This is a genomic window from Achromobacter sp. HZ34 (genome assembly GCF_002209485.1).
Taxonomy (GTDB): domain Bacteria; phylum Pseudomonadota; class Gammaproteobacteria; order Burkholderiales; family Burkholderiaceae_B; genus Bordetella_C.
The window spans coordinates 1,278,231-1,300,213 of record NZ_NJIX01000001.1; the positions used below are offsets into that span (position 1 = coordinate 1,278,231).

The window sequence follows — 21,983 nt, forward strand, 5'->3', positions numbered from 1 at the left end:
CAGTACGACAGCGATCAATACGACTTCGGCAGTCCCAAGGCCTTTTCCGCGATGAAGCTCATGATCATCTGCGGGCTTACCGGCGCGAGGCGGGGTATCCATGCCTCGCGCAAGTAGCGTTCGACGTGATATTCCTTGGCGTAGCCCATGCCGCCATGGGTGAAGATGGCGTTCTCGCACGCCTTGTAGCAGGCTTCCGCGCCCAGGAATTTCGCGCTGTTGGCTTCAGCGCCGCAAGGTTCCTTCTGGTCGTACATCCACGCGGCCTTCTGCACCATCAGGTACGCGGCTTCCAGCTCCATCCACGACTTCGCCAGGGGATGCTGGATGCCCTGGTTCTTGCCGATCGGACGATCGAACACTTCGCGCTCGTTGGCGTACCTGGCGGCGCGGCGCAAGGCCGCCCGGCCCAGGCCGACCGCTTCGGCAGCGATCAGGATGCGTTCCGGATTCAGCCCGTGCAGGATGTAGCTGAAGCCCTTGCCCTCTTCGCCGATACGATCTTCCACGGGGATCCGCAGGTTATCGATGAACAGCTGGTTCGAATCGACACACTTGCGCCCCATCTTCTCGATCTCGTGGACTTCGATGGCGCTGCGGTCCAGGTCCGTATAGAACAGGCTGAGCCCTTCACTGCCCTTGCATTCCTCGATGGGCTTGGTGCGCGCCAGCAGCAGGATCTTGTTGGCCACCTGGGCGGTTGAAATCCACACTTTCTGCCCGCTGACGACATAGTGATCGCCCTGCAGTACGGCCCGCGTCTTCAGCTTCAAGGTGTTCAAGCCCGTATTGGGTTCGGTGACGCCAAAGCACGCCTTGTCCTTGCCGGCGATGAGCGACGGCAGCCACCTTTGCTTCTGCTCGTCATTGCCGAACACCACCACCGGGTGCAGGCCGAAGATGTTCATATGCACGGCCGACGCACCGGACAGGCCGGCGCCGGTGGCGGATATCGTGTGCATCATCAACGCCGCTTCACTGATCCCCAGGCCCGCGCCACCGTATTCCTGCGGCATGGCGATGCCCAACCAGCCGGCCTGCGCCAGGGCCTGGTGAAAGTCGAAGGGAAAGCCACCCTCCTTGTCCTTCTTGAACCAGTAGTCGTCATCGAAAGGTTCGCACAAGCGTTCGATGGCGGACTTGATCTGTTCCTGCTCGTCACTCAGACGGAAATCCATTGTTCTGCCCTGTTGTCTCGTCGTATTGATTGCCCGCTGCGGCAGAAAAAAATATATCACGCAAAATTCTCTGTGGTGAATATTTATTCACAAGGGTGAATTTTGCTAAAATTTTTTGTTGGCATTACCCCGTCGTTGCGCTGCTCATCGGGCAGCCCCCCTGTCCCTAATCAGCAGGACCTGATCATGTCGGAAGTGAAACTCGTCGGCCGCACACTGGACCTGTTCGAGTGCTATGCGGATAAAGGAGAACCCCTGTCGCTGACGGAGCTGGCGCAGGCGTTGCATGCCCCCATGTCCAGCACCTTGGCGCTGGTGCGCACGCTGGTCGTGCGCGGGTATCTGTACCAGACTCGCAAACGCACCTATTACCCCACCAGGAAGCTGATGGGCCTATGCGCGGCGATCGACCTCCAGGATCCCATCCTGGAGGTGCTGCGGCCTTATCTGGCGCGGTTGCGGGACGAGAGCGGAGAAACCGCCGTCCTGGGAACGCGCGAGGATATGCAGGTGATCTATCTGGATTGCGCGCATTCGCCCCAGGCCATCCGCTATACGGCCGAGGCCGGCGAGGCGCGCAGCCTGCATGCGAATTCCCTGGGCAAGGCCTTGCTGTCCGCCATGAACGCGGAAGAATTACAGGAGGTGCTGGACAGCCTGGAGATGAAGGCGCTTACCAGCAAGACGCTGACCAGCAAGAAGGCGCTGCTCAAGGATCTGCAGCAGGCGCGCGAGCGCGGCTGGTCGGCGAATATCGCGGAGAGCGTGCCCGACCTGGCGGCCATCGCCGCGCCCTTTTCGATGGCGGGCAAAGGGTTTGCCCTGTCCATCGTGGGCCCGATCGGGCGCATGGAATCCGCCTGGGCCAGGCACGTCAAGGTGCTAGCCAAGGTTGTAGCGGATCTGTCGCGGCATCAAGCCATCGACAACGTTTGAAGCGCAGCGGCCACGCAATCACGCCGTGTAAGGCGCGGCCCTGAAAGCGTCCTGTTCTTCGGCCAGCGCGGACCACGCCGCCTGCAACGGATAGTCTTCCGGCGCGATCAGTCCCGGCAACATCCGTTGAGTGAAATGCCAGGCCACGGCGATGCTGATGCCGTCCTGCTCCACGGGAGCCTCATCCGAATCCGTCGCCCAGACCAGCGGGGATTGCCCCAGGTCTTTCTCGATTTCGTCGAAGGCGGCCCGCAATTGGCCCTCGACCCGATCCACCCAAGGCTGATGCTGCTTGTCTTGCGGACGCAGATTGCGTTCATAGGCGATCTGGATGGCCTTTTCGCTGGCGACGAGGGCCAGCCCCGTCAGGCGCAGCACGGGCAGGCGCGCTTCGGGTTCTTCCGGAACCAGGCGGCGTTCCTCGGGGACCAGGGACTCCAGGTACTGCAGGATCAGCGTCGAATCCGTCAATACCTGGCCATCTTCCGTGATCAAGGTGGGCGCCTTGACCACCGGATTGATGGCCTTGAAGTCGTCGTAACCGCGAAATACCGAGATGGCTCGATGGGTATAAGGCAATCCCATGACCTGCATCGAAATGGCAACCCGCCTGACGTAGGGCGAGTCCAGCATGCCTATCAGCTCGAATTTCATCGCTTACCAACGCTCCAAATAGACCAGCTCCGCCACATCCAGGAATGGGGTGATTTCACTACGGCAGAGCAACGCCCGAGATATTCGCACAAATTTCGACAAGTGCGTCCTGTAATTCAGGATCCGCCGCCTGCGGATTGAATTTCAGCGGCTTCAAATGATAGAAGTATTGGCCGCTGACGCGTGCCTCGGGGTCATCGGCGGCCGCCAGCCAGGCCTGGGTCAGGTGGCCCTGGTCCAGGTCATCCGGCGCGCCGCGTCCGCCCATCTTCGTAGGCACCCACCCGGGCTCCAGGGCATTCGACAGCACATCCGGCCAACGCCGCGCCAGCGCGCACGCCAGCATGGCGTCATGCAGCTTGCTTTCCGCATACGCGGTCGATCCGTTCCAACGCCGGCGTTCCCAGCGAATATCGTCGAGATTGGCGTCCGCATGGTGATGCATGCCGGAACTCAGATAGACCAGCCGCGCCGGCCGCTCGATCAGCGCCGTCAGGATATACGCCGCCAGCGTGTTGATGGCGAAGACGTGCGGCAGGCCGTCGCTGGTGGTTCTTTGGGGCTCCTGGTAGCCGACCGCGGCATTGTGGATGACGGCGTCGAAGCGCCCAAACTCGCGCCCCAGCACGTTTACCTGCGCCGCGACGTCCTTGGCTGCCGCGATGGTATCCAGGTCGCCGACGACGACCGCTGCCGCCTTGGGCAGCGCGCGCCGGGCGTCGTCGGCGCGCTGCGCATTACGGGCATGCAGCACGATCTGGTGGCCCTGGCTGGCCAGCAGTTGGCCTGCCATCAGTCCCAGGCCGGTGGACGAACCGGATATGAAGATACGAGACATGGATCTCTCCTGTTGATGCACGTGGTGTTTGAGCGGAACGAATGACGGGGAAGGAACGACAAGGCAGCAACTAAGCGGAGGAAACGACGCGACGGGACCGGACCTGGGCGCCACGTAGCAGCATAGCGCCCAGCAAAGCGCAGAGCCCGCCGAACAGATAGACCGCGGCGTAGCCTGCCTGCCCGGCGATGAATCCCGCCACCGGTCCCGCGATGCCGTAGGCAATATCGAGGAACGCCACGAACGCCCCCATGGCGCTGCCCCGGTTGGCCGGCGGTACCCGCTTGAGCGCCTCCACGCCCAGTGCGGGGAAGATCAACGCGCATCCCAGCCCGGTCACCAGGGCGCCCGCCAACGCCACCGCTTCCTGCGTCGCGCCCCACACCATGATCTGCCCGATCGCTTCGACGACCATGGACCACAGCGCGACGCGGTAGCCGCCGATACGATCAGGCAGATGCCCCAGTACCAGGCGCACGGCGATGAAACCCGCGCCGAACGCCGTCATCACCAGGCCCGCATGCCCCCACTGGCGATACGCGAAGTAAAGCGACGCGAATGCGGTCAAGCCGGCAAGGCCCACCCCTTGCAACATCAAGCCCAGCCCTTCCCGCCAGATCTGGCCCACGACGCGCATGAAGGGCAGTCGCGCACCGCCTGGCGAGGCGTAGGCCGTGGCCCCCAGCATGACCGCCATCGCCAGCAGCGGCGCGGCGATGCACGCGATCATGGCAGCCGGCAGGCCCCAAGCCTGGTACAGCATCATGCCCACGGGCGCGCCGATGGCCAGCGCCGCGAACATCGCGATACCCGTCCAGGACATGGACATGCCCGCCCGCTGCGGTCCGACCGACGCGATGGACCAGGACACGCAGCCCGTGACGAACTGGCTCTCTCCCAGCCCGGCCGCCAGCCGCCCTGCCACCACGGCGGCCAGGCTGGCCGCGGGAGCCAGTCCAGGTATGGCGGCGAGCAGATATAGCAGGCCTCCCAGCACGCAGAACGACGCGCCCTGCAAAGCCGCACGCTTGCCGCCGCGGCGGTCGGTGACGTAGCCGGCGTAGCCGCGCGCCAGCACGGTGGCGACGAACTGGATGCCGATCGCCAGCCCCACGACCAGGTTGCTGAACCCCAGTTTCTCGTGAATGAACAGGGGCATGACCGGCAAGGGCAAGCCGACCGCCAGATAGCCCGCGAACAAGGCCGCGATGACGGGCAAGGAGGGACGCGTTAGCGTGGTCGGGCCGACAGCGGATTTCATGGTCATTGAAAACATGATCGACTCCTGGCTCACGCCGAACCCGCCCGATACCCACTCGCCTCGACCAGATGATCGCGCGACGCCGTCACCTCCGCGCCCAGCTTGTCCAGGTCCACGCCCACGAGCCTGCCGCCCCGTTTGCGCACCTGTCCCGCCACCATCACGGTGTCGACGTCGGCCCGGTCCACGGCCTGCACGATGGTGCCGATGACATCGTTCACCGGAAAGATTCCGACGCCCCGGGTCCGCAGCATGATGATGTCGGCTTGCTTGCCGGGCGCCAGCGTGCCGACACGCGATGCCAGTCCGGCCGCGTGCGCGCCGTTGACCGTGGCGGACTCCAGCACCGCCTGCACGGTGATCGGCGCCGGCACGTCCTGCTCCCCGCGAAACTTGCGGTAGCGCATGGCCGCACGCTGATGCCCGAACAAGGCCCGCATCTCACCGAACATGTCGCTGCCGAAAGCCGTATCCAGGTCGATACCCAGGGCCGGCTTCAGGCCATGGCTCACCGCCTGCTGCCAAGCAAAGCCGTCGTCATCGAAGCCGAACAGGGCATCCGACCGCGGATTGACCGTCACGTTGACTCCGCGGTCCGCGAACAATTGCCAAGTCTGCGCGGGAATCCGCGTGCAGTGATTGAAGATATTGTGCGGGCCGAGCACGCCGGGCTCGGCGAACTCCGGGCCCAGCGTGGCCAGGTCGCCGATGAACTCCGTCAGGATATGCATGTCCAGGCCGCGCGCCACCTTCCACCAGTCCAGGTTCAACTGGCCGAACAGGCCCACCCGCACCAGGCTGTCGCTGCCGTTCCACGCTTGCGCCAGGCGCGCCAGATCGCCGGGCAAATGCGCGCTGGAAGCCTGCTTGTCCATCGCCGGTCCCACCATGTGCAGCGCGCGTATGCCAGACGCCGCCAGGGCATCCAGGGCCGCATCGGTGTGCTCGGGGCTGCGCGAACTGTGGCAGGCGTCGACGATGGTGGTGATGCCGGCATCCAGCGACGCCAGCGCCGTAAGCCTGGTGCTCAGGTACATGTCCAGCGGACGATAGTGTGCGCCCAGTTGCTGCGCCACCACGTCGATGTAGGCGAACAGGTCGTCGACGTCGGGCATGAGCCGGCGCATGACGCCCAGCCACGCGTGGTGGTGGGCGTCGACCAGGCCCGGCATGACGATGCTGCCCGTCGCATCGATGACCTCGGCGCCCGCGGTCGGCAGGTCGCCACCGAGCGCGGCGATACGGTCGCCTTCGACCAGGACATCGCCCACGGCGGGTGCGTGCGTGCCATCCGCCATCGTCACCAGGGTGCCGCCTTTGAACAGGGTGCGTTTGATTTCAGACATGGAATGCTCTCCGATTACGTTGTGTCGTCGACGCAGGGGCTGCTGCGTCGGTGATGGAACGATAGGCGTCGGCGCATTCTTGATTAAGATAGGGTCAATCAAATCATTTTTGCTTAAATTCAAAGGTGCAGGCATGAGCTTCGACGGCAGACTCCTATCGGGCATGAGCGTGCTGGCCGCCGTGGTCGAGACCGGCAGCTTCACCAAGGCGGGCGAAACCTTGGGCCTGTCCGCGTCGGGCGTCAGCCGTTCGGTCTCGCGCCTGGAGGAACGCATCGGCATCCGCCTGCTGGAACGCACCACGCGCGCGCTGCGCTTGACGGGCGAAGGCGCCCGTCTCTATGACCTGGCCGCGCCGCATCTTTCCGGCATCGAGGAAGCGGCCAACGCGGTGTCCGGCGCCGCCACGGTCGTGCGCGGCACCCTGCGAGTCAGCTTGAATCCGATCTTCTCGCGCCAGGTGCTGGCGCCGCGCCTGCCGGAATTCCAGGAACGTTATCCGCAGGTCGAATTGCTGTGGGTGTCGCCCGCCGAAGCCCGCGACCTGGTGGCCGAAGGGATCGACGTGGCCGCGCGCTTCGGCGAGCAGGTGTCGTCGGGCATATCGTCCCGCTTGCTGCTGACGACGCGCGTGCTGACGGTGGCGGCGCCGGCGTATCTTGCCAGGCATGGCGTGCCCAGGACACCGAAGAAACTGGCGACGCACGACTGCATGCAGTTCATCGACCCGCAACGGGGCCGGCCGTTCCCGTGGGAGTTCCACCGTGGCAAGGAAATCCAGCGGGTCGATACCCGCGGACGGCTGACGTTCACCGACAGCGAAACCATGGTGAACGCCTGCCTGGCGGGGGCTGGCGTCGCGCAAGTCCTGGCCTTGGGGCTGGAGCCGCTGATCGCCAGCGGCGCCCTGGTCGATCTGTTTCCCGACTGGCCTGGCGAAACCTTCCCGCTCTACATCGTCCGGCCCTCGCGCCGCCTGCCCCCAGCGGCCGTCGAGGCCTTCATCGACTTCTGCGTGGACATCTGCCGCGGCCCCGCCAGCACGCAGCGGCGACGCGCCACGGCAATAGCGCCGTCAGCATCAAAGCAGGCTGTGAAACCCGCTCGATAGCAAAGCCAGTCCCGCAAGGAACAGCAGCAAGGCCATCAGGCGGTCGAAGGTCTTGGCTGACAGGTTCAGCACCAGAGGCTTGCTGAGAAATGTTCCCGCCATGATCCCCGCACCCGCCAGCAAGCCGTTCAGCGTGGTCTCCCACGGCAAGGCGCCCTGGCTGGCGAAGGTCGCGATCTTGCTCGAATAGAGGAATAGCGCGCTGGCCGCCTCGGTGCCCAGAAAGGCGCCGCCCGTCAGCCCATACGCCATGAAAGCCGGCACGCTGAGCGGCCCGGTGGACAGGACCAGTCCCGTGAGAAAGCCGATGCCGCCACCCGCCAACCCCAGTTGCATGACGCCCAGCTTGCGCCCACTGGCGCGCAGGCGCCGGCGCAACAGCAGCATCGTCCAGAAGAACAGGCCCAGCGCCAGGTCGATGACGCCGGGCGGCAGCACCAGCAAGGTGCGCGCGCCCAGCGCCGCGGCGGGCACGCCCGGTATTGCATAGGCCAGGGCGGCGCGCCAGTCGATATGGCGCCACCACAACAGCACCCGGGATACGTTCCCGAAAATGGCCGCGATGCCCATGATGGGAACCGCGGCCAGGGGACCATACGCCTGGACCAGCACGGGCAGCAGCAGCAACGACGACCCGGTGCCGACGATGCCGCTCACACTGCCGGCGACCAGGGCGACCATGACAACGAACAAACTGGTAATCAAAGCGGCCTCACGCCTGGCAAGAAGGATTGCGGGCAGCTTAAGACGTGACGTACGATCACACAAACGATAATAAATACCATATTGCGGAACTAAAACTCACAATGAAGCGCCGACACCTGCCTTCCCTCAACGCCCTGCGCGTCTTCGAAACCGCGGCACGCGCCAGCAGCTTCAGCGCCGCGGCGGAGGAACTGGACATCACGCATGGCGCGGTCAGCCGGCAGATTGCCGTGCTGGAGACCTGGCTGGGCCAGCCCCTGTTCCTGCGGCAGGGCCAGCGCAATGTCGCCACCGACCATGCGCGCGCCTTCGCGGCCGAGGTCAGCACGGCATTCGATCGCCTGAGCGACGCAGTCACACGGTTTGGTAAAGCGCCCGCGACCAGGGTGGTGCGGGTGGCGGCGCAAACCACCGTAGCCATGCGCTGGTTGATTCCCCGCCTGCCGGATTTCCACGCCAGTTATCCGGATATAGAAATCGCCGTGTCCACGGCCAACACCGGCGAGCATGAAAAACTGCGGCGCTTCGACGTCCTTATCCTGCGCGCGCCCCCGGACAAGCCGGAGTGGCGTTACTTTCAGCAGACGGTGCTTTTCGAGGAGCGGCTGACCGTCGTCGCCGCGCCGGACCTGCTTCAAGCAATCCCCTTGAAGACGGCAGCCGACCTGGCCAACCATGTCTTCGTCACCTCGGCAACGCGATCCGGAGAATGGGAACGATGGCTGCAGGCCGCGGGAATGGCGGACATCCGCCCGGCCCGCTTCCAGCGTTTCGACCATTACCATGTGTGCCTGCAGGCCGTGATCGACGGGCTGGGTATCGGTGTGGGCGGCGTGCCCACGTTGTCGCGGGAGATCGAAGCGGGACGGCTGCTGGCCCCGTTCGAGTTCACCACCGCTGGCAGTACCTATTCAGCGCTGGTGCCGAACGATGTGGACAAGACCAGCCATCTGCATTGCTTCCTGCAGTGGCTGGAACGGCAGGCTATCAGTCCCGCGCCACGTGCACATGCGACTTGATGTGCTTGAGGTTGATCACGATGGTGAAGGTCATGATGACCAGCAGCGACCACGAACTCCACTTGCCCAGGTGAACGGCCGACCACGCGCCCAATTGATTGGGGTAGGCCCACAGCTTGAAGAAAGTGCTGATGTTTTCCGCCAGCCACAGGAAAAATCCGATCAGGACGAACGCCAGCAGCAGCGGCATGCGGCGATCTTCATGCACCGGCCGGAAAATCACCGTCGTTCTGGCGTATAAACCCAAGGCGCAGGCGGTAATGAACCAGCGGTAGTCGCCGATATAGTGGTGCGTGAAGAAATTCGCGTAGATGGCGATGGCAATCAGCCAGGACATCCAGAATGGCGGATGGTGGCGGACACGCAACTGGAACAAGCGCCAGGCCTGGATGATATAGCTGCCCACGGCCGCATACATGAAGCCGGAAAACAGCGGCACGCCGAACAGCTTGGTATAGGCAAAATCCGGATAGGTCCACGACGGCATGCCACGCGAGGTCTTGAACACCTCCAGCGCGAAACCGACTACGTGGAACAGGCAGATGGCCTTGAGTTCATCCACCGTTTCCAGGCGCGCCCACAGCATCCACACCTGGATCGCCAGCGCGTAGATAAGCAGCAGATCGTAGCGGGGTATGCCCAGCGTGTCGCCGCGCGGCATCAGGAAAACGCCCGCGAAGAACAGGCCCGCGAACAGGCAGGCGCGGGCTTCCTTCATACCGAAGTAGAGAAACTCCACCACGCCCCGTCGCCAGCCCGCGCTCATGGGCGGTATGGCCGGCTGCGTCAGCGCACGATCCAGGGATTGCAGACTCATACTGCCCAGTCATCCGAATTCAGGTCGGCGCTAATAGTAGCAGCGTCCCCGGTCGAGCCTGGCGCACTCAACCCAATTGCGCCAGCCAGGACGCCAGGACGCCGCGAGCGGCGCTGGCGAGTTCGGGGCCATACGTCGCCGCATCGGCGCGTATCGTCCGGGGGTCGATGCCGCGCGTGGCCAATTCGTGGGCGTGGCCGATCAGCCAGCGTTCGATCTGCTTGTCGTCGGCTTCCAGATGGAATTGCAGTCCCAGGATGTGCGGCCCGATGGCGAAGGCCTGGTTGGGAAATCCCGGGGTTTCAGCCAGGCGGGTGGCGCCATTGGGAATGCCGAACTCATCCCCATGCCAGTGCAGCACCGGCACGGTACCCAGCCCGCCCAGGACCGACGACCGCCCCGCTTCCGTCAAGGCCAACGGGGCGTAGCCGATTTCCGCGCGTCCCGTGGACCTGACCTCGGCACCCACTGCGCGCGCCATCAACTGCGCGCCCAGGCAGATGCCCAGCGTAGGTTTGTATTGCCGCAGGCGCGCGGCGATGGCTTCCTGTTCCGCCGCCAGGAAAGGATAGATGTCCGTCTCGTATACGCCGATCGGGCCGCCCAGCACGACGACCAGGTCAGGCTGGGTCAGGGTATCGACATTCAGCGCATCCACGCCCGCTTCCAGATAGCGCACGGCATAGCCTCTTTCGGCCAGCAATGGCGCGAGGACACCCAGATCCTCGAAAGCGACGTGGCGTATGGCCAAGGCCGTTTTATTCATGCTTTCAACTCCATTTCATTCACAGTGAGCGGGAGCAGCCGACCGGGCGGTTCCGCCGGAACCGCCGGCCAGGAACACCCGCCTGGTTAACTGGAACGGTGACGCGGGCGGCTTGCCGGCGCCAGCAGCAGTTCCGCGCTGCGCGCCTCGAACGTCAGCCGCAAGGCCGCTACCACCTGGTCGCAGGCGGCCGCGACCGCCTCGAATACGGTGGCGCCGGTTACCAGGCGGCCAGTCACCGCCGCGCTGAACAGATCGCCCGTACCCTTGGGCGTGGCATCGACGCGCGGGTGGTTGAATACCTCGCGGCGGATGCCATGCCCCTCGCGCATCACCACGATCACGCGCATTTCGCCGTCGGCCCAGGTCTCCGGCGCGGCGCTGGTCACCGTCACCCACTGGGTGCGGCCAACCAGCAAAGTCTTGGCGGCAGCGACGACGCTGTCGACGTCATGCACCGGCAGGCCTGTCAGGCGCTGCAGTTCGAAGCCGTTGGGCGTCATGCCGTCCGCCAGCGACAGCAGGTGCTGGCGGTAGGCGTCGACCATGCCCGGGCTGACGTACTCGCCGCTGTCGTAGTCGCCAATCACGGGATCGACCACGCAACGCACATCCGGCCTGGCCTGCACGACTGCGGCGATCCACGTGCCCAGTGCCCGCACCTGGGCGGCGCTGCCCATATATCCCGCCAGCACCGCTTTCAGGCTACCCAGCGCGTTGCGGGCGAACAGGTCGCGCAGATAACCCTCGAACCATTCGATGGGAATCGGCCCGCCGTGGATGGTCGGATAGTGCGGCGTATTGCTGAACGCCACCGTCGGCACGGCGGCGGTCATCAGGCCCATTGCTTCCAGCGTCGGCAAGGCGACGTTGTTGCCTACCCTGCCGTAGACCACTTGCGACTGCACGGATACCACGTCGACAGGCAAGGGCAATAATGGCGTCGACGCCGCGCCCACGGTCGGATCGAAGTTGTCCATCAGCCTTGCTCCCCTGCCCCTGCGCCCGCAGTCGGCCAGTAAAGCGCATCGGGCGTCGCCCGCGCACCGAAGATCGCCTGGCCCACGCGCACCACCGTGGCGCCTTCCTCGATGGCGATTTCATAGTCGCCGGACATGCCCATCGACAGTTCATCCAGCCCCGCGCCGCCGGGTGCGTCCTGGCGCAGACGGTCACGCAGCGCGCGCAGGCGCACGAAGCACTGCCGCACGCGCGTGGCGTCGGCCGAGAACATCGCCAGCGTCATCAGGCCGCGCACCCGCAACGCCGGAAATGCCGGCAAGGCCTGCAGGAACGCCGCCACCTCGGCGGGGGGCAGGCCATACTTGCTGTCTTCCATCGATGTATTGACCTGCACGAACACGTCCAGGGAACGCCCTTCTTCCTGCAGGCGGCGTTCCAGTGCTTCGGCTACCCGCAGGCTGTCCAGCGCCTGGAATTCCGTGGCGAAGCGTGCCACCAGCTTGGCCTTGTTGGTCTGCAAGTGGCCGATCACCGACCAATGCAGGTCGCCCAGGTCCTGCATGGCTTGCCATTTGCCATAGGCCTCTTGCGGCTTGTTCTCGCCGAAATGGCGGCAGCCGGCGGCATAGGCCAGGCGCAGGATGGCTTCAGGCTTGGTCTTGCTGACGGGAAGCAGGCGCACGCCGGCGGGGTCGCGCCCGGCTCGCTCGCACGCCGCGGCGATGCGCGACTGCACCGCCGCGATATTGCGGCGGAAATCCTGCACGGATTCAGCCTGCGGCCAGTGGCCATGCTGCTCGTGCAAGGTGGATGTTGCCAAAGGGGTGCCGGTGTTCACTCGCTCGCGCCTCGATACCTGAATGCGGATGACTTCGTTGCTTGTGGCATGGTGCCGACAGCTTCATTGCTCATGCTGCGGGTATTACCGTCGCATTACCGGCATAAATGTATCACCCATGCCAGGCCGGCCTTGGTTCGCCTGGGTTCGACTGGATTCGTATACTTCCTGCAACCTCCTGCAGTCTGCGCGTTTGGCCGCGCGCCGGCTATCCGCTGTTTCCACGCCCGCCCTGCCCGACCATGCCGTCCGCCCTTACCGCCTGCCCCTGCTGCCCGATCGATGGCTTACTGTCCACCGTCACCCGGCGCTATCGCATCCCGGCGATACCGGACCCGGCGCTGTCCGCAACATCGTCGACGGCCAACCCCGCCACGGCATTGGCGCTCATCATCGACCAGGCGCGCAACGCCACGGCACAGGGACTGCGGCCGGACTCCGCGTTGCAGGATGTTTTCACCGACCGGCTCGCGCGCCTCATCCAGGACGCCCTGCGCCCCATGCACGGCGACAGCGCGTTCCAGGCGATGGTGCTGCGGCAGCGCGACCCGGGCGTACGTGAATACGCGTCCCTGTCCGCCCACGCCGAGCGAGACCGCCGCGCCGTCCTGACAATGGTGAACGCCATCGCGCACCCGGGCAAGCAACAGCGCCTGGCGCCGGGCCCGTTGCGCGAAACCTTGGCCCAGTTGCAGGCTCGGGCCGAGGCGGGATGCTGGACGGTGCTGGCCGACCTCGCGCGGGTAGCCCTGCGGCCGTCCCCATCGGGACCTGCCCTCGCGGAAGAGGCCGCCATCGAAGCCGGCCTGGAAAAACTGCTGCAGGGTCCCGCCTTGCAGCGGCTGCAGCGCCGCGCCGACCTCGCCGCCGGCGACAGTGTGCGCCGATACGAAGCGCTGTGGGACCGGCAGGGCCCGCGCTCCGGCAGCGCCGAAGCCCTGGCTTTGGGCAAGACCACGCAACGGCGCGGCGCCGCCGTCGAGGCCCTGGCCGCGCAGGCGCTGCAGGGCTGGGCGCGCAGGCTGGGCGAAGCGCAGGGCGGCGCCACGGCCTATCGCGTCGTCACGTCGATGCGCGTACCGGCGTCGCTGGCGGCCAACGCCGATCGAGCCAAGACAGAGTGGGACGTCGTCCTGCTACGCCGTGCGGGCGGTGAAGACGGCCCCCCGGAAGTTGAAAATTCCGCCCGGCAACGTAACCATGGTGCGCAAGCCAGGACTGCCCATGAAGGCGCCGGTAGCGATGGCTGCTGGGATATCTGCCTGGTGGCCGAGGTCAAGTCATCGGTCGACGCCGCCACCACCGACTATCCGCGCCTGTTGCGCGGCCTGCGGTTGCTGGCGCAGGCGGACGGTGCGGCGCGCTATTCCTTCGCCTGCCAGCAAGGCGTGATCGAAGTGCGTGGCGCCTCGCTGCGCGCGCTGCCCACGGACGATGACCGGGTGGCCGGCGCCGTGCTCTATTGCTGCGACGCCGCGTTGGACGATTCCCCGCGCCTGCTCAACGCCGCCAGCCGCATGCAATTGCTGTCGGCCCCGGAAAGCCTGGCCTACGCGACCCACGTGCAGAGCGCCGCCTCGTTGGAGAATACAGCGCTGGATCCAACCACAGGGCCGGATCCGAAGGCGCTGGCGCCCGTCTGGCACAAACTGCTGTCATCACCGCAATGGCAGCCCGTCCTGCAGCAATACGCCACGCTGCACCAGGTACGCGAACTCATGGTCCACGTGGCCGACCTGGACTGCGCCGTCGCCGAACCCAATCCACTGGTCTCTGGCAAATCCTGACCGACGACAAGCGGTGAGACAGCAAATACTCGTCGGCACTCACGTCCTGCCCCAGTAATCATTGCCAAGGGAATCTGCGCCGGCTCCCACCGCTCCGGCTTACCTTCGACATCGCCAAACCTTGCCCGAAGGACATCGGCTAGCGTCAGGACATTGGACGCAACCTTGGCGCTGCTGGCAGCAGTATGCGGACGAGCATCGATACCGCTTTTCCGAGTATCGCAACGCGGCCATCCACCAAGTGCTTCGAGGCCATATCGCAAATCGCCTGTCCGAAAAGCTGTTCGGCGACCACAATCAGAGAGCGGAGGCAGCATCAGCATTCCAGCCTCGTACGCCAGACGAGCCTTCCACTGATCCGCCAATATCCCCACGGGCAAGGAATAGCCACATCGGCGACCCGCGCGATCGGTCATGATCCGCTCCAGCAGCGCCTAGTCCGCTGCGCAGCACCACGTCCAGTTGTAGCGACGATGACCCACATGCAGATTAGCGCGGTCAATACCTACCCTTCTTGCGGGAACAGCAGTTGAACTGACTGCCCCTTTTTCCTGGCACCGGTTCCAATTAAATCCCGCCGTGCCGTCCGAAAGCATGGGCCGCAGGATTTACTCGCTAGCAACTAGGGCATGGCCAACGTCCGCGCCACGCAAAAGTAAACAAAGGTCCAGGTCGCGCGCAGCGTGCTCCACTTCGACATCCAAGGCAAAGCCATCGGCGGCGCAGAATCCGTCGAAGGCATTACAGCGCCGATGCAGCGGACCTTAATCCGTAGCGCCTTTCTCGATGTAGGCCGGACTAGTGCGTGTGAAAAGCATCCGACAAGCATTAGCTCCGGCGCTCATACTGACTGACTTCGACGCTCGATAAAACCTATTTGGTGCTACGTAAGCCGCTCGCTAAGTCGCTCTAACCGATGTTTTGCTCTCCGCAGGCTTTCCGATCGCTGTGATGCTCGTTCCGGGCACCAATCATCGTTAATCCAGGGTACCAACCGGCGGTTATAGCCGAGTCCCTGTCTAGCCATTGCACCGACATTCGCAAGCAAATCTTCTTTGACTGCTCTAGGAGCCAATTTCGCCAAGATCAGCAGATGTTGTTTTGGATCGGGCAGTTCATCAGGGGTGGGGGGGAATCTTCCACGCGCGCCCAAGAGGCGTCTGAGTGCGTCATGATCAGCCATCGCCCAAGCTTCTATTTCTCGTACTGCAATTCTCAATACCAAATTGGCGGGGCAGTCCCGGCCTGGACCGAGCCAATCATCCAAGAGCTCCAAAGGGCAGTTGACGCGATCTAGATCGGTCAGCACGATCACGACTTGATTGCGTGCCATCTGACGCCAGCTCGACATTCTGGAACGTAGATACCCAAAACCATTTTTTCTCAAGAGCATGGGCGGCTGATCAACAGACAAACCGCAGGCCCTCAAAAGCTTCAATCCCACGGCCTCGCTAAGCTCATCTTCCGTTGCTAAGGCAATAGTGGTCATTCCCATAGCCCCAACTGATTGACCGAGGCGGGACGAGTCTTAGGTAGAACAACTTCGGCAACAGACAATCCAGCTTCCAATGCAATAGCCTCATCCTGCTGCAGAGTTCGCCCGGTCGAACCATCAGTGCCAGCCTCAAGCAATACAACTCCACGCCCATCAATACCTGGATTGCTGAGAAGTGCTTCACTATGGGTACTAATAATTATCTGCCTTTTTATTTTTCTATTTCTTTGCAACCGTTGAATAATGATAGGAATTTCCTTAACGACGGCATCATTAAGGGATATCTCAGGCTCTTCCAATAGCAACATGGAACTACCGTCCAATAACGACCAGAGCAGCCCTAAGAGCCTTAGCGTCCCATCAGAGAAATGTTCTTCTGACTGCCATCCCGCATTAGGTCTATGGTGGGCATAGCGTGCTTCAAGATGTGGATGACCAACCTCGTCTTTCACGAACCTAAGTTCCTTGAACTGCGGCACCGCAAGCGTAAGCGCCTCGCTTATCTTTTTTAATCGTGCGATTCGTGTTCTGTCCGGCGTCTTGGCGATTCGTTCTAAAAATCCCTGCCCAAAGGGATCATCTTCAAGGCGGTGCCCACCAATTTTTTCCGCATATTTCAACAACTGCGGGACCAAATGCAAATAGGTGACCGCTCCGAAGAAATCAGCGAGCGGACGAAATTTGACGTTTGCCGAAATCTGTTCCAATCGGGTCTGGGTCAACAAAACCTCGTCGATCTCATCGTCACCATCTGGCCGCGAGAACAACATTTTCCCGTTCCGCCAAACTTCTTCTCTCGATACAAGAATTCTCTGTGCGCCCTTTCCTTCGGGTTTGAACCCAAGAACATATTGCCAAGAAGGAAACGGATCATCGCTCGACTCAGACAGATCAACCTCAATGAGGACCTCGGGATCCCGTCGGGCATGAAGGCATCGCAGCTTGCTTATGCCACCACGCTGAGCAACCGCTACCTGCAGCCCGCCCCCGGTCGGTTTGCTAACGTCTCTGAGGAAACGAAACACGTCCAAAACATTTGATTTTCCTGATGCATTCGGACCAAGGAAATATGAAACGTCACGCAACGGAACGTCAATACCTCTAAAATTTCGCCAGTTTTTCAACTTCAATCGCGTTACCTGCATACTTTTCACTCCTCGATGCCAGCCCGCGACCGGCGCTCATTTTACGTAAGCCACCCGGAACATTGATCGATCAGGGATCTTTTATGGACTTAAACTGAAGAGCGAAATTTTACGCAAAAAACGGCCGAGAAATCGCTCGAGACAGGCTGGACGCTCCGAACAAGCTGCCAACAACCAAATATAGCCCTCAGCCAAGGACAGACTATTTATCTGCCCCCCGGCCGACCAGGTGCGCAGCCGCTCGCCATGCATGATGCGCCAGCCGCGCCAGCCTTCTCACATTGTCGATGCGCGTCAAGGCCTCCGCGGCCGTCATCCCGCCGGGCGCCACGGCCGCGAGGGTGGCGCCGCGATGGTCCTGTTCGATGGCGTCCAGTTCCCCCGTCGCGGCTTCCAGTTCAGCGAGTTCAGACGCCACTTCGACGGATACCGTCCAGCCGATGGGATCGGTGTGGCCGCTGAGCGCCGTTTGCGCGGTGATCGACGCGCCCACTTCCTCCGCGCCGCGCATGGCCCTGACGCATAGCGCAGTGGCTTGCAGATCGAGCGTAGCGCCACCATCCGGCGTGCTGGCCGCGGCAATGAAACGTCCCGCCGCCATGTTCTCCACCATGCGTGTGGCGTGATCGAGCGCGTGCAAGGTACTGGTCAGATGCAGGTGATCGACCTCCGTTTCCGTTTCGATCGGGCCATGCAATTCGGACAGGAACTCCTTGACTTCGGCCAGTGTCGCCGCCGCGGTCGCGCTGCCCGGCACGCCCTGCTGGTCGACGCGGCCGGATAGCGCGGCGGCGACCGATGCCGACGCCGTCTTCAAGACGTCGGCCACCACCCGCCGCGCCGCTTCGACGGCCACCACTGGATTAGCCAGCACACTGCGGTCCAGTGCGCGTTCCACCGCCGTCTGTCTGGAGGGCATGATGCGCTCGACGACCCGCGTGAACCATTGCGTCGCGGGCAACAGCACGGCGACGCCCACCACATTGAACGCCGTGTGATACGCCGCCAATAGCGTGGTGCCATCGACCGACGACGCCAGGCGCCGCATCACGCCCACCATGAACGGGAAGGAAAATATCGCGATCAGCGCGGCGATGACCTTGAACAGCACATAGGCCAGCGCCAGCCGCTTGGCCGTCACGCTGGCGCCGATGGCGGCCAAGGCCGAACTGGTGGCCGTGCCGATGTTCTGTCCTATGATCAGGGCGGCCCCCTGCTCCAGGCTGATGGCCCCGGCGTAGAAGGACGCGATGGTGACCGCCGTGGAAGCGGTGGAGGACTGCATCACCGCCGTCATCGCCAGTCCCACGATGATCAGCATCAGCAGCCCGCCCGTCCCCGTCAGCCAGCTGACGCCAGCCATTCCCAGCACGGAGGGCAGGTCGGAAGGATGCAGGCTTTCGGCCAGGCCGCCCATGCCCTGTTGCAGCGTGGTCAGGCCATACAGCACCAGCGCGAAGCCGGCGAAGGCGCCGCCCGCGGCGGAGATACGGCCCTTGCCCAGCAGCTTGGTCAGCGCGCCGATGAAGATCATGGGCAATGCGTAAGCCGACAGCGAAACGCGCACACCGACCAGCGCGATGAGCCACGCCGTGCCGGTCGTGCCGATGTTGGCGCCGAACACCAGGCCCAATCCCTTGGCGAACGGCAGGATGCCAGCGTTGACAAGGCCTATGGTGGTCATCGTCACCGCACTGGACGACTGCACCAGCAAGGTGACCATGGCACCCCAGAACGCACCTGACCAAGGTGTGGCCGCCGCTTTGCCGAGCACCGTGCGCAGCGCCGATCCCGCCAACTCCTTCAAACCGTCCGTCATGACCGTCATGCCGAGCAGGAAAAGCCCGACACCACCCAGTATGGCAATTGCGGTAGACATGGTCAGCCCTCGCCTTTGTCGCTGGAACGTCTCCCGCGGACCGCGGGCCACGGCACAGTGGCGTGCGCGCTTATCTTAGCCCTATACCTCCGTATCAGAAACCATCGCCAGGACACCGACGCCATCTAGGCCGGGCACTTCTCCGTAGCGATACCCAGCCACCACATGGCGCCAGTCGTCAGGGTCAGCAAGCCGCCGATCGCGGCGGACAGATGCATCCCCGTCATGAAGGCAGACGGCGCGGTATCGCGTACCAGATAGCCGCAAACGGCCACGCCCAGCAGCCCGCCAACCTGTCGCGCCGAATTGAGCACGCCGGAAGCAATGCCCGAGCGCCCCGGATCCACTGAGGACAGCGTGATGTTGGTCATGGTGGGCACGGTCAATGCCGTGCCCGTGGCGGCCAGCAACATGGGCAGCGCCAGCCACACGTAAGCGCCCTCGATGCGCACGGGCAGCAGAAGCAGGTAGCCCGAGGCCGCGATCAACAGGCCCAGCACCATCAACCGGCTCCCACCCATCCGCGTGATCAGGCGGCTAGCCGCGAGATTGGCCACCATCAGCACCACCGTCATCGGCAGGAAGGCCAGGCCCGCCTGCGCCGCTGACATGCCCTGTTCGACCTGGAAGAACAGGCTGAACACGAAGACCAGCCCGTAATACGCGAAGTTGACGGCGACGCCCGACACGGCAGCCAGCGTGAACGCCGGCACACGGAAAAGCGCCAGAGGCAGCATCGGCGCCGGGCTTCGCGTTTCTATGCGCAGGAAAGCGGCGACGGCCACGACGCAGGCCAGCAAGGCGCCCTGTACCCACGGACTGGCCCAGCCCTGCCGTCCGACTTCCATGAGCCCGGCGGTCAGGGCCGTCAGTGCCAGGATTGCCGCGCCCTGCCCGGGCCAGTCCAGGCTGCGTGCGTGCCCCGGTGGATCGGCCGCGACGTACCGGAGGGTCAGCCAGATACCCAACACACCGACAGGCAGATTGATGGCGAAGATGGCGCGCCAGCCCCACTGCGCCACCAACAGGCCGCCCAACACGGGGCCAGCCGCCAGCGCAAGGCTGGCGATGCCGCCCCACCATCCCACCGCGCGGCTGCGCTGCAGCTTGTCAGGGAAGGCGCGTTGCAGCATGGATAGGGAATTGGGCACCAGCAAGGACGCGCCCATGCCCTGGATGACGCGCGCGCCGGCCAGCAAGGCCAGACTGCCAGCCAACCCGCAAGCCGCGGACGCCAGGGTGAACAGCATGAAGCCATAAAGAAAGATGCGCCGGGCGCCGAAACGGTCCCCCAGCGCGCCGCTGGTCAATAGCAGCGCGGCAAACGCCAGCGTGTAGGCGTTGACCACCCATTGCAGGCCGGCGACATCGGTGTCGAATTCCTGGCGCAGCGCATCCAGCGCCACATTGACGACACTGACATCCAGCAGGACGACGACGAAACCCAGAGCGGCCGCGACCAAGGTTCCGCGCGGCGAGGGAGTGGAAAAAGACATGGCAGGCAACGTTGAGTCCAGGGAGCAGACGATGCTACGCATCGGCAATGTCCGCGTAAATTCCCTAAAATCGCACTGTTACCTGGAGAAAATGCACAGATGTTCAATTGGGAGAATTTGCGTCATTTCCTCGCCGTCGGCCGCGCCGGCACCTTGTCGGGCGCGGCGCGCGCGTTGGGTGTGGACCATGCGACGGTCAGCCGCCGCCTGGCAGCGCTGGAAATCGAAGTGCAGGCGGTGCTGGTCGAGCGCCTGCCGCGCGCTTGTCGCCTGACGCCCACCGGTCTGCAGGTCCTGGAAGAAGCCAAGGCCATGGAGATGGCGGCGTTCTCCATTGAGAGGCAGGCGCGCGGCAGCCAGACGGGCTTGAAGGGCCGGGTATCGCTGAGCGCGCCGCCGGTGCTGGTCACGCACTTCCTGGCCCCGCGCATGGTGGATTTCCAGGCGGCCTATCCGGGCATACAGCTTTCCGTCTCGTCCGAAGCCGGGCAGGTTTCCCTGGCTCGCGGCGAAGCGGATGTGGCGTTACGGATGGCCCGTCCCAGGGAAGCCGGCAGCGTCACCCGGCGCATCGGCCGTATGCCTTTCGCGCTGTATGCCAGCCGGCGCTACCCCGCCCTGCGCGATCCCGCCCGGTGGACCTTCATCGCCTATGAGCAGCGTTTCAGCCGCCTGCCCCTGGCGCGCTGGATCCGTGATGCGGCCGGCGCCCGTCCCGTCAATTGCGAACTCAGCGACACCAACAGCCACTTGATCGCCGTGCAATCCGGCGCCGGCGTAGCGGCGCTGCCCTGCTTCCTGGGCGATGCAGAAAAGACCTTGGTCCGCGTGGAAAACCCGGCCACGCCCTTTTGCCCGGACCTGTGGCTGATCACCCACCGCGACCTCAAGCGCAACAAGGCCGTGCGGGCCGCCATGGACTACTGGGCCGAAGCCTTCTTGAACGATCCGCAACTGGGACCCGCCGCCGGAGCGCCATGAGCGCGCTCATGGCGATGCCTGGACATGCAGGTGAACGCCGCCGTTGTGCTGCCTAGGCTGACGCGGCGAATGCCGGTTGGCATTTCACGCTGGGGCGTTCGCGCATCGCGGCGTACCAGGTGCGCAAAGCCTCGCAGTCCGCGGGCAGGGGCAGCTTCACGAGGTCGGCGAAAAGCAGGCCGGCGATCAGGGTGATGTCGGCCATGGAGAACGTGTCGCCGGCGACAAAACCGCGCTTCTCGAGAATGCCGTTGAAGTACCGCATGCCGCGCAAGGCCTTGTCGCGTTGCCGGAAACCCCACTCCGGATTCTGGTAGACCTCGACATCGGGCCCCAGGCCCGGCGTGCCGTGATGAAAATAGACACTCACGGCGTCCAGCACTTCCAGCTCGGCGCGCTTGCTCATCATATGAACCAGGCCCTGCTCCAGCGGCGTCCTGCCGGTAAGCGTGGGAGCACCGTCCAACGCGTCCAGGTATTGCGTGATCGCCGTGCACTCGCCGATGTGGGTACCGTCGGCAAGCTCCAGCACCGGCACGGTGCCTGAGTAACTCCTGGTGGCGAGAAACTCGGGCGTTTTGTGCTCGCCCTTGTACAGATCGACAAATTCGAACTGGACCTGCGACGTCAGGCCCTTCTCCGCCAAGGCAATCCTCACGCGCGTGGGATAGGGGCCGGCGGGGAAATCATGGATCTTCAGCAAAGGTGTATGCGCTACTTCGTGATCGGCTGCTGCGGCAGTCATGGATGACTCTCTCTCTGATGAGA

At 63.9% G+C, this 21,983-nt stretch carries 20 protein-coding genes; 5 read left to right on the forward strand and 15 right to left on the reverse strand.

Annotated elements, in window-relative coordinates:
* Nucleotides 1–14: 14 nt before the first annotated feature.
* Complete coding sequence (locus tag CEY05_RS05415; protein WP_088596402.1) at nucleotides 15–1,178, reverse strand: acyl-CoA dehydrogenase family protein; 1,164 nt, start codon at nucleotides 1,176–1,178, stop codon at nucleotides 15–17.
* Nucleotides 1,179–1,364: 186 nt separating this feature from the next.
* On the opposite strand from CEY05_RS05415, the gene CEY05_RS05420 reads away from it, so the two are divergent.
* On the forward strand, nucleotides 1,365–2,114 hold the full coding sequence (locus CEY05_RS05420) for an IclR family transcriptional regulator (RefSeq protein ID WP_088596403.1): 750 nt from the start codon (nucleotides 1,365–1,367) through the stop codon (nucleotides 2,112–2,114).
* Nucleotides 2,115–2,132: 18 nt separating this feature from the next.
* On the opposite strand, the gene CEY05_RS05425 is transcribed toward CEY05_RS05420, so the two are convergent.
* From CEY05_RS05425 to CEY05_RS05440, 4 genes are all read right to left on the reverse strand, one after another.
* Nucleotides 2,133–2,768, reverse strand: coding sequence for a glutathione S-transferase (locus CEY05_RS05425; RefSeq protein WP_088596404.1), 636 nt, complete (start codon nucleotides 2,766–2,768; stop codon nucleotides 2,133–2,135).
* 58 nt (nucleotides 2,769–2,826) lie between these two features.
* Complete coding sequence (locus CEY05_RS05430) at nucleotides 2,827–3,606, reverse strand: SDR family NAD(P)-dependent oxidoreductase (protein WP_088596405.1); 780 nt, start codon at nucleotides 3,604–3,606, stop codon at nucleotides 2,827–2,829.
* Nucleotides 3,607–3,676: 70 nt separating this feature from the next.
* Nucleotides 3,677–4,882 (reverse strand): arabinose transporter, encoded by a 1,206-nt coding sequence (locus CEY05_RS05435; RefSeq protein ID WP_198952674.1) that lies wholly within the window; start codon nucleotides 4,880–4,882, stop codon nucleotides 3,677–3,679.
* A gap of 14 nt (nucleotides 4,883–4,896) precedes the next feature.
* Nucleotides 4,897–6,213, reverse strand: a complete 1,317-nt coding sequence (locus CEY05_RS05440) for an amidohydrolase family protein (RefSeq protein ID WP_158219257.1) — start codon at nucleotides 6,211–6,213, stop codon at nucleotides 4,897–4,899.
* Between the two features lie 133 nt (nucleotides 6,214–6,346).
* On the opposite strand from CEY05_RS05440, the gene CEY05_RS05445 reads away from it, so the two are divergent.
* Nucleotides 6,347–7,324, forward strand: coding sequence for a LysR family transcriptional regulator (locus CEY05_RS05445; RefSeq protein ID WP_088596407.1), 978 nt, complete (start codon nucleotides 6,347–6,349; stop codon nucleotides 7,322–7,324).
* On the opposite strand, the gene CEY05_RS05450 is transcribed toward CEY05_RS05445, so the two are convergent.
* Nucleotides 7,295–8,029, reverse strand: a complete 735-nt coding sequence (locus CEY05_RS05450) for a sulfite exporter TauE/SafE family protein (RefSeq protein ID WP_088596408.1) — start codon at nucleotides 8,027–8,029, stop codon at nucleotides 7,295–7,297. The two genes, CEY05_RS05445 and CEY05_RS05450, sit on opposite strands and share 30 nt — an antisense overlap.
* A 101-nt stretch (nucleotides 8,030–8,130) precedes the next feature.
* Between CEY05_RS05450 and CEY05_RS05455 the strand changes: the two genes are divergently transcribed.
* The gene (locus CEY05_RS05455) at nucleotides 8,131–9,048 is read left to right on the forward strand and encodes a LysR substrate-binding domain-containing protein (RefSeq protein ID WP_088596409.1); all 918 of its coding nucleotides are present in this window, start codon (nucleotides 8,131–8,133) and stop codon (nucleotides 9,046–9,048) included.
* Here CEY05_RS05455 and CEY05_RS05460 read toward each other — a convergent pair.
* The 4 genes from CEY05_RS05460 to CEY05_RS05475 form a co-directional block, all read right to left on the reverse strand.
* Nucleotides 9,017–9,814 (reverse strand): DUF817 domain-containing protein, encoded by a 798-nt coding sequence (locus CEY05_RS05460; RefSeq protein WP_369825892.1) that lies wholly within the window; start codon nucleotides 9,812–9,814, stop codon nucleotides 9,017–9,019. The genes CEY05_RS05455 and CEY05_RS05460 overlap by 32 nt on opposite strands.
* Before the next feature lie 118 nt (nucleotides 9,815–9,932).
* Nucleotides 9,933–10,631, reverse strand: a complete 699-nt coding sequence (locus CEY05_RS05465; RefSeq protein ID WP_088596411.1) for a glutamine amidotransferase — start codon at nucleotides 10,629–10,631, stop codon at nucleotides 9,933–9,935.
* An 86-nt stretch (nucleotides 10,632–10,717) separates the two neighbouring features.
* Nucleotides 10,718–11,611, reverse strand: coding sequence for a pyridoxine/pyridoxal/pyridoxamine kinase (pdxK, locus tag CEY05_RS05470; protein ID WP_088596412.1), 894 nt, complete (start codon nucleotides 11,609–11,611; stop codon nucleotides 10,718–10,720).
* Complete coding sequence (locus CEY05_RS05475) at nucleotides 11,611–12,432, reverse strand: YggS family pyridoxal phosphate-dependent enzyme (protein ID WP_233161362.1); 822 nt, start codon at nucleotides 12,430–12,432, stop codon at nucleotides 11,611–11,613. The genes pdxK and CEY05_RS05475 overlap by 1 nt, the downstream gene beginning before the upstream one ends.
* Nucleotides 12,433–12,674: 242 nt before the next feature.
* Here CEY05_RS05475 and CEY05_RS05480 point away from each other — a divergent pair, with 242 nt between their 5' ends.
* On the forward strand, nucleotides 12,675–14,219 hold the full coding sequence (locus CEY05_RS05480) for a 3-deoxy-D-arabino-heptulosonate 7-phosphate synthase (RefSeq protein WP_088596413.1): 1,545 nt from the start codon (nucleotides 12,675–12,677) through the stop codon (nucleotides 14,217–14,219).
* An 883-nt stretch (nucleotides 14,220–15,102) separates the two neighbouring features.
* On the opposite strand, the gene CEY05_RS30795 is transcribed toward CEY05_RS05480, so the two are convergent.
* From CEY05_RS30795 to CEY05_RS05500, 4 genes are all read right to left on the reverse strand, one after another.
* Nucleotides 15,103–15,708, reverse strand: coding sequence for a hypothetical protein (locus tag CEY05_RS30795; protein WP_143220282.1), 606 nt, complete (start codon nucleotides 15,706–15,708; stop codon nucleotides 15,103–15,105).
* A complete protein-coding gene (locus CEY05_RS05490; protein ID WP_233161363.1) occupies nucleotides 15,705–16,844 on the reverse strand; it encodes an AAA family ATPase in 1,140 nt (379 codons plus the stop codon). The genes CEY05_RS30795 and CEY05_RS05490 overlap by 4 nt, the downstream gene beginning before the upstream one ends.
* 217 nt (nucleotides 16,845–17,061) lie before the next feature.
* Nucleotides 17,062–18,738, reverse strand: coding sequence for a Na/Pi cotransporter family protein (locus CEY05_RS05495; RefSeq protein ID WP_088596416.1), 1,677 nt, complete (start codon nucleotides 18,736–18,738; stop codon nucleotides 17,062–17,064).
* 125 nt (nucleotides 18,739–18,863) lie between these two features.
* Entirely contained in the window at nucleotides 18,864–20,234 is a 1,371-nt protein-coding gene (locus tag CEY05_RS05500) for an MFS transporter (protein ID WP_088596613.1), read from the reverse strand.
* 99 nt (nucleotides 20,235–20,333) lie between these two features.
* On the opposite strand from CEY05_RS05500, the gene CEY05_RS05505 reads away from it, so the two are divergent.
* Nucleotides 20,334–21,215, forward strand: coding sequence for a LysR family transcriptional regulator (locus CEY05_RS05505; protein ID WP_088596417.1), 882 nt, complete (start codon nucleotides 20,334–20,336; stop codon nucleotides 21,213–21,215).
* A 52-nt stretch (nucleotides 21,216–21,267) separates the two neighbouring features.
* On the opposite strand, the gene CEY05_RS05510 is transcribed toward CEY05_RS05505, so the two are convergent.
* Nucleotides 21,268–21,960: a glutathione S-transferase gene (locus tag CEY05_RS05510; RefSeq protein WP_088596418.1), complete on the reverse strand. Its 693-nt coding sequence runs from the start codon at nucleotides 21,958–21,960 to the stop codon at nucleotides 21,268–21,270.
* Between the last annotated feature and the right edge of the window lie 23 nt (nucleotides 21,961–21,983).

Bases quoted from the DNA above. Each gene is read 5' to 3' on its own strand.
- CEY05_RS05420 (WP_088596403.1), top strand. From the start codon at position 1,365: ATGTCGGAAGTGAAACTCGTCGGCCGCACACTGGACCTGTTCGAGTGC.
- CEY05_RS05480 (WP_088596413.1), top strand. From the start codon at position 12,675: ATGCCGTCCGCCCTTACCGCCTGCCCCTGCTGCCCGATCGATGGCTTA.
- pdxK (WP_088596412.1), bottom strand. From the start codon at position 11,611: ATGGACAACTTCGATCCGACCGTGGGCGCGGCGTCGACGCCATTATTG.
- CEY05_RS05495 (WP_088596416.1), bottom strand. From the start codon at position 18,738: ATGTCTACCGCAATTGCCATACTGGGTGGTGTCGGGCTTTTCCTGCTC.
- CEY05_RS30795 (WP_143220282.1), bottom strand. From the start codon at position 15,708: ATGACCACTATTGCCTTAGCAACGGAAGATGAGCTTAGCGAGGCCGTG.
- CEY05_RS05435 (WP_198952674.1), bottom strand. From the start codon at position 4,882: ATGTTTTCAATGACCATGAAATCCGCTGTCGGCCCGACCACGCTAACG.
- CEY05_RS05460 (WP_369825892.1), bottom strand. From the start codon at position 9,814: ATGAGCGCGGGCTGGCGACGGGGCGTGGTGGAGTTTCTCTACTTCGGT.
- CEY05_RS05455 (WP_088596409.1), top strand. From the start codon at position 8,131: ATGAAGCGCCGACACCTGCCTTCCCTCAACGCCCTGCGCGTCTTCGAA.
- CEY05_RS05465 (WP_088596411.1), bottom strand. From the start codon at position 10,631: ATGAATAAAACGGCCTTGGCCATACGCCACGTCGCTTTCGAGGATCTG.
- CEY05_RS05445 (WP_088596407.1), top strand. From the start codon at position 6,347: ATGAGCTTCGACGGCAGACTCCTATCGGGCATGAGCGTGCTGGCCGCC.
- CEY05_RS05510 (WP_088596418.1), bottom strand. From the start codon at position 21,960: ATGACTGCCGCAGCAGCCGATCACGAAGTAGCGCATACACCTTTGCTG.
- CEY05_RS05415 (WP_088596402.1), bottom strand. From the start codon at position 1,178: ATGGATTTCCGTCTGAGTGACGAGCAGGAACAGATCAAGTCCGCCATC.
- CEY05_RS05425 (WP_088596404.1), bottom strand. From the start codon at position 2,768: ATGAAATTCGAGCTGATAGGCATGCTGGACTCGCCCTACGTCAGGCGG.
- CEY05_RS05430 (WP_088596405.1), bottom strand. From the start codon at position 3,606: ATGTCTCGTATCTTCATATCCGGTTCGTCCACCGGCCTGGGACTGATG.
- CEY05_RS05500 (WP_088596613.1), bottom strand. From the start codon at position 20,234: ATGTCTTTTTCCACTCCCTCGCCGCGCGGAACCTTGGTCGCGGCCGCT.
- CEY05_RS05505 (WP_088596417.1), top strand. From the start codon at position 20,334: ATGTTCAATTGGGAGAATTTGCGTCATTTCCTCGCCGTCGGCCGCGCC.
- CEY05_RS05440 (WP_158219257.1), bottom strand. From the start codon at position 6,213: ATGTCTGAAATCAAACGCACCCTGTTCAAAGGCGGCACCCTGGTGACG.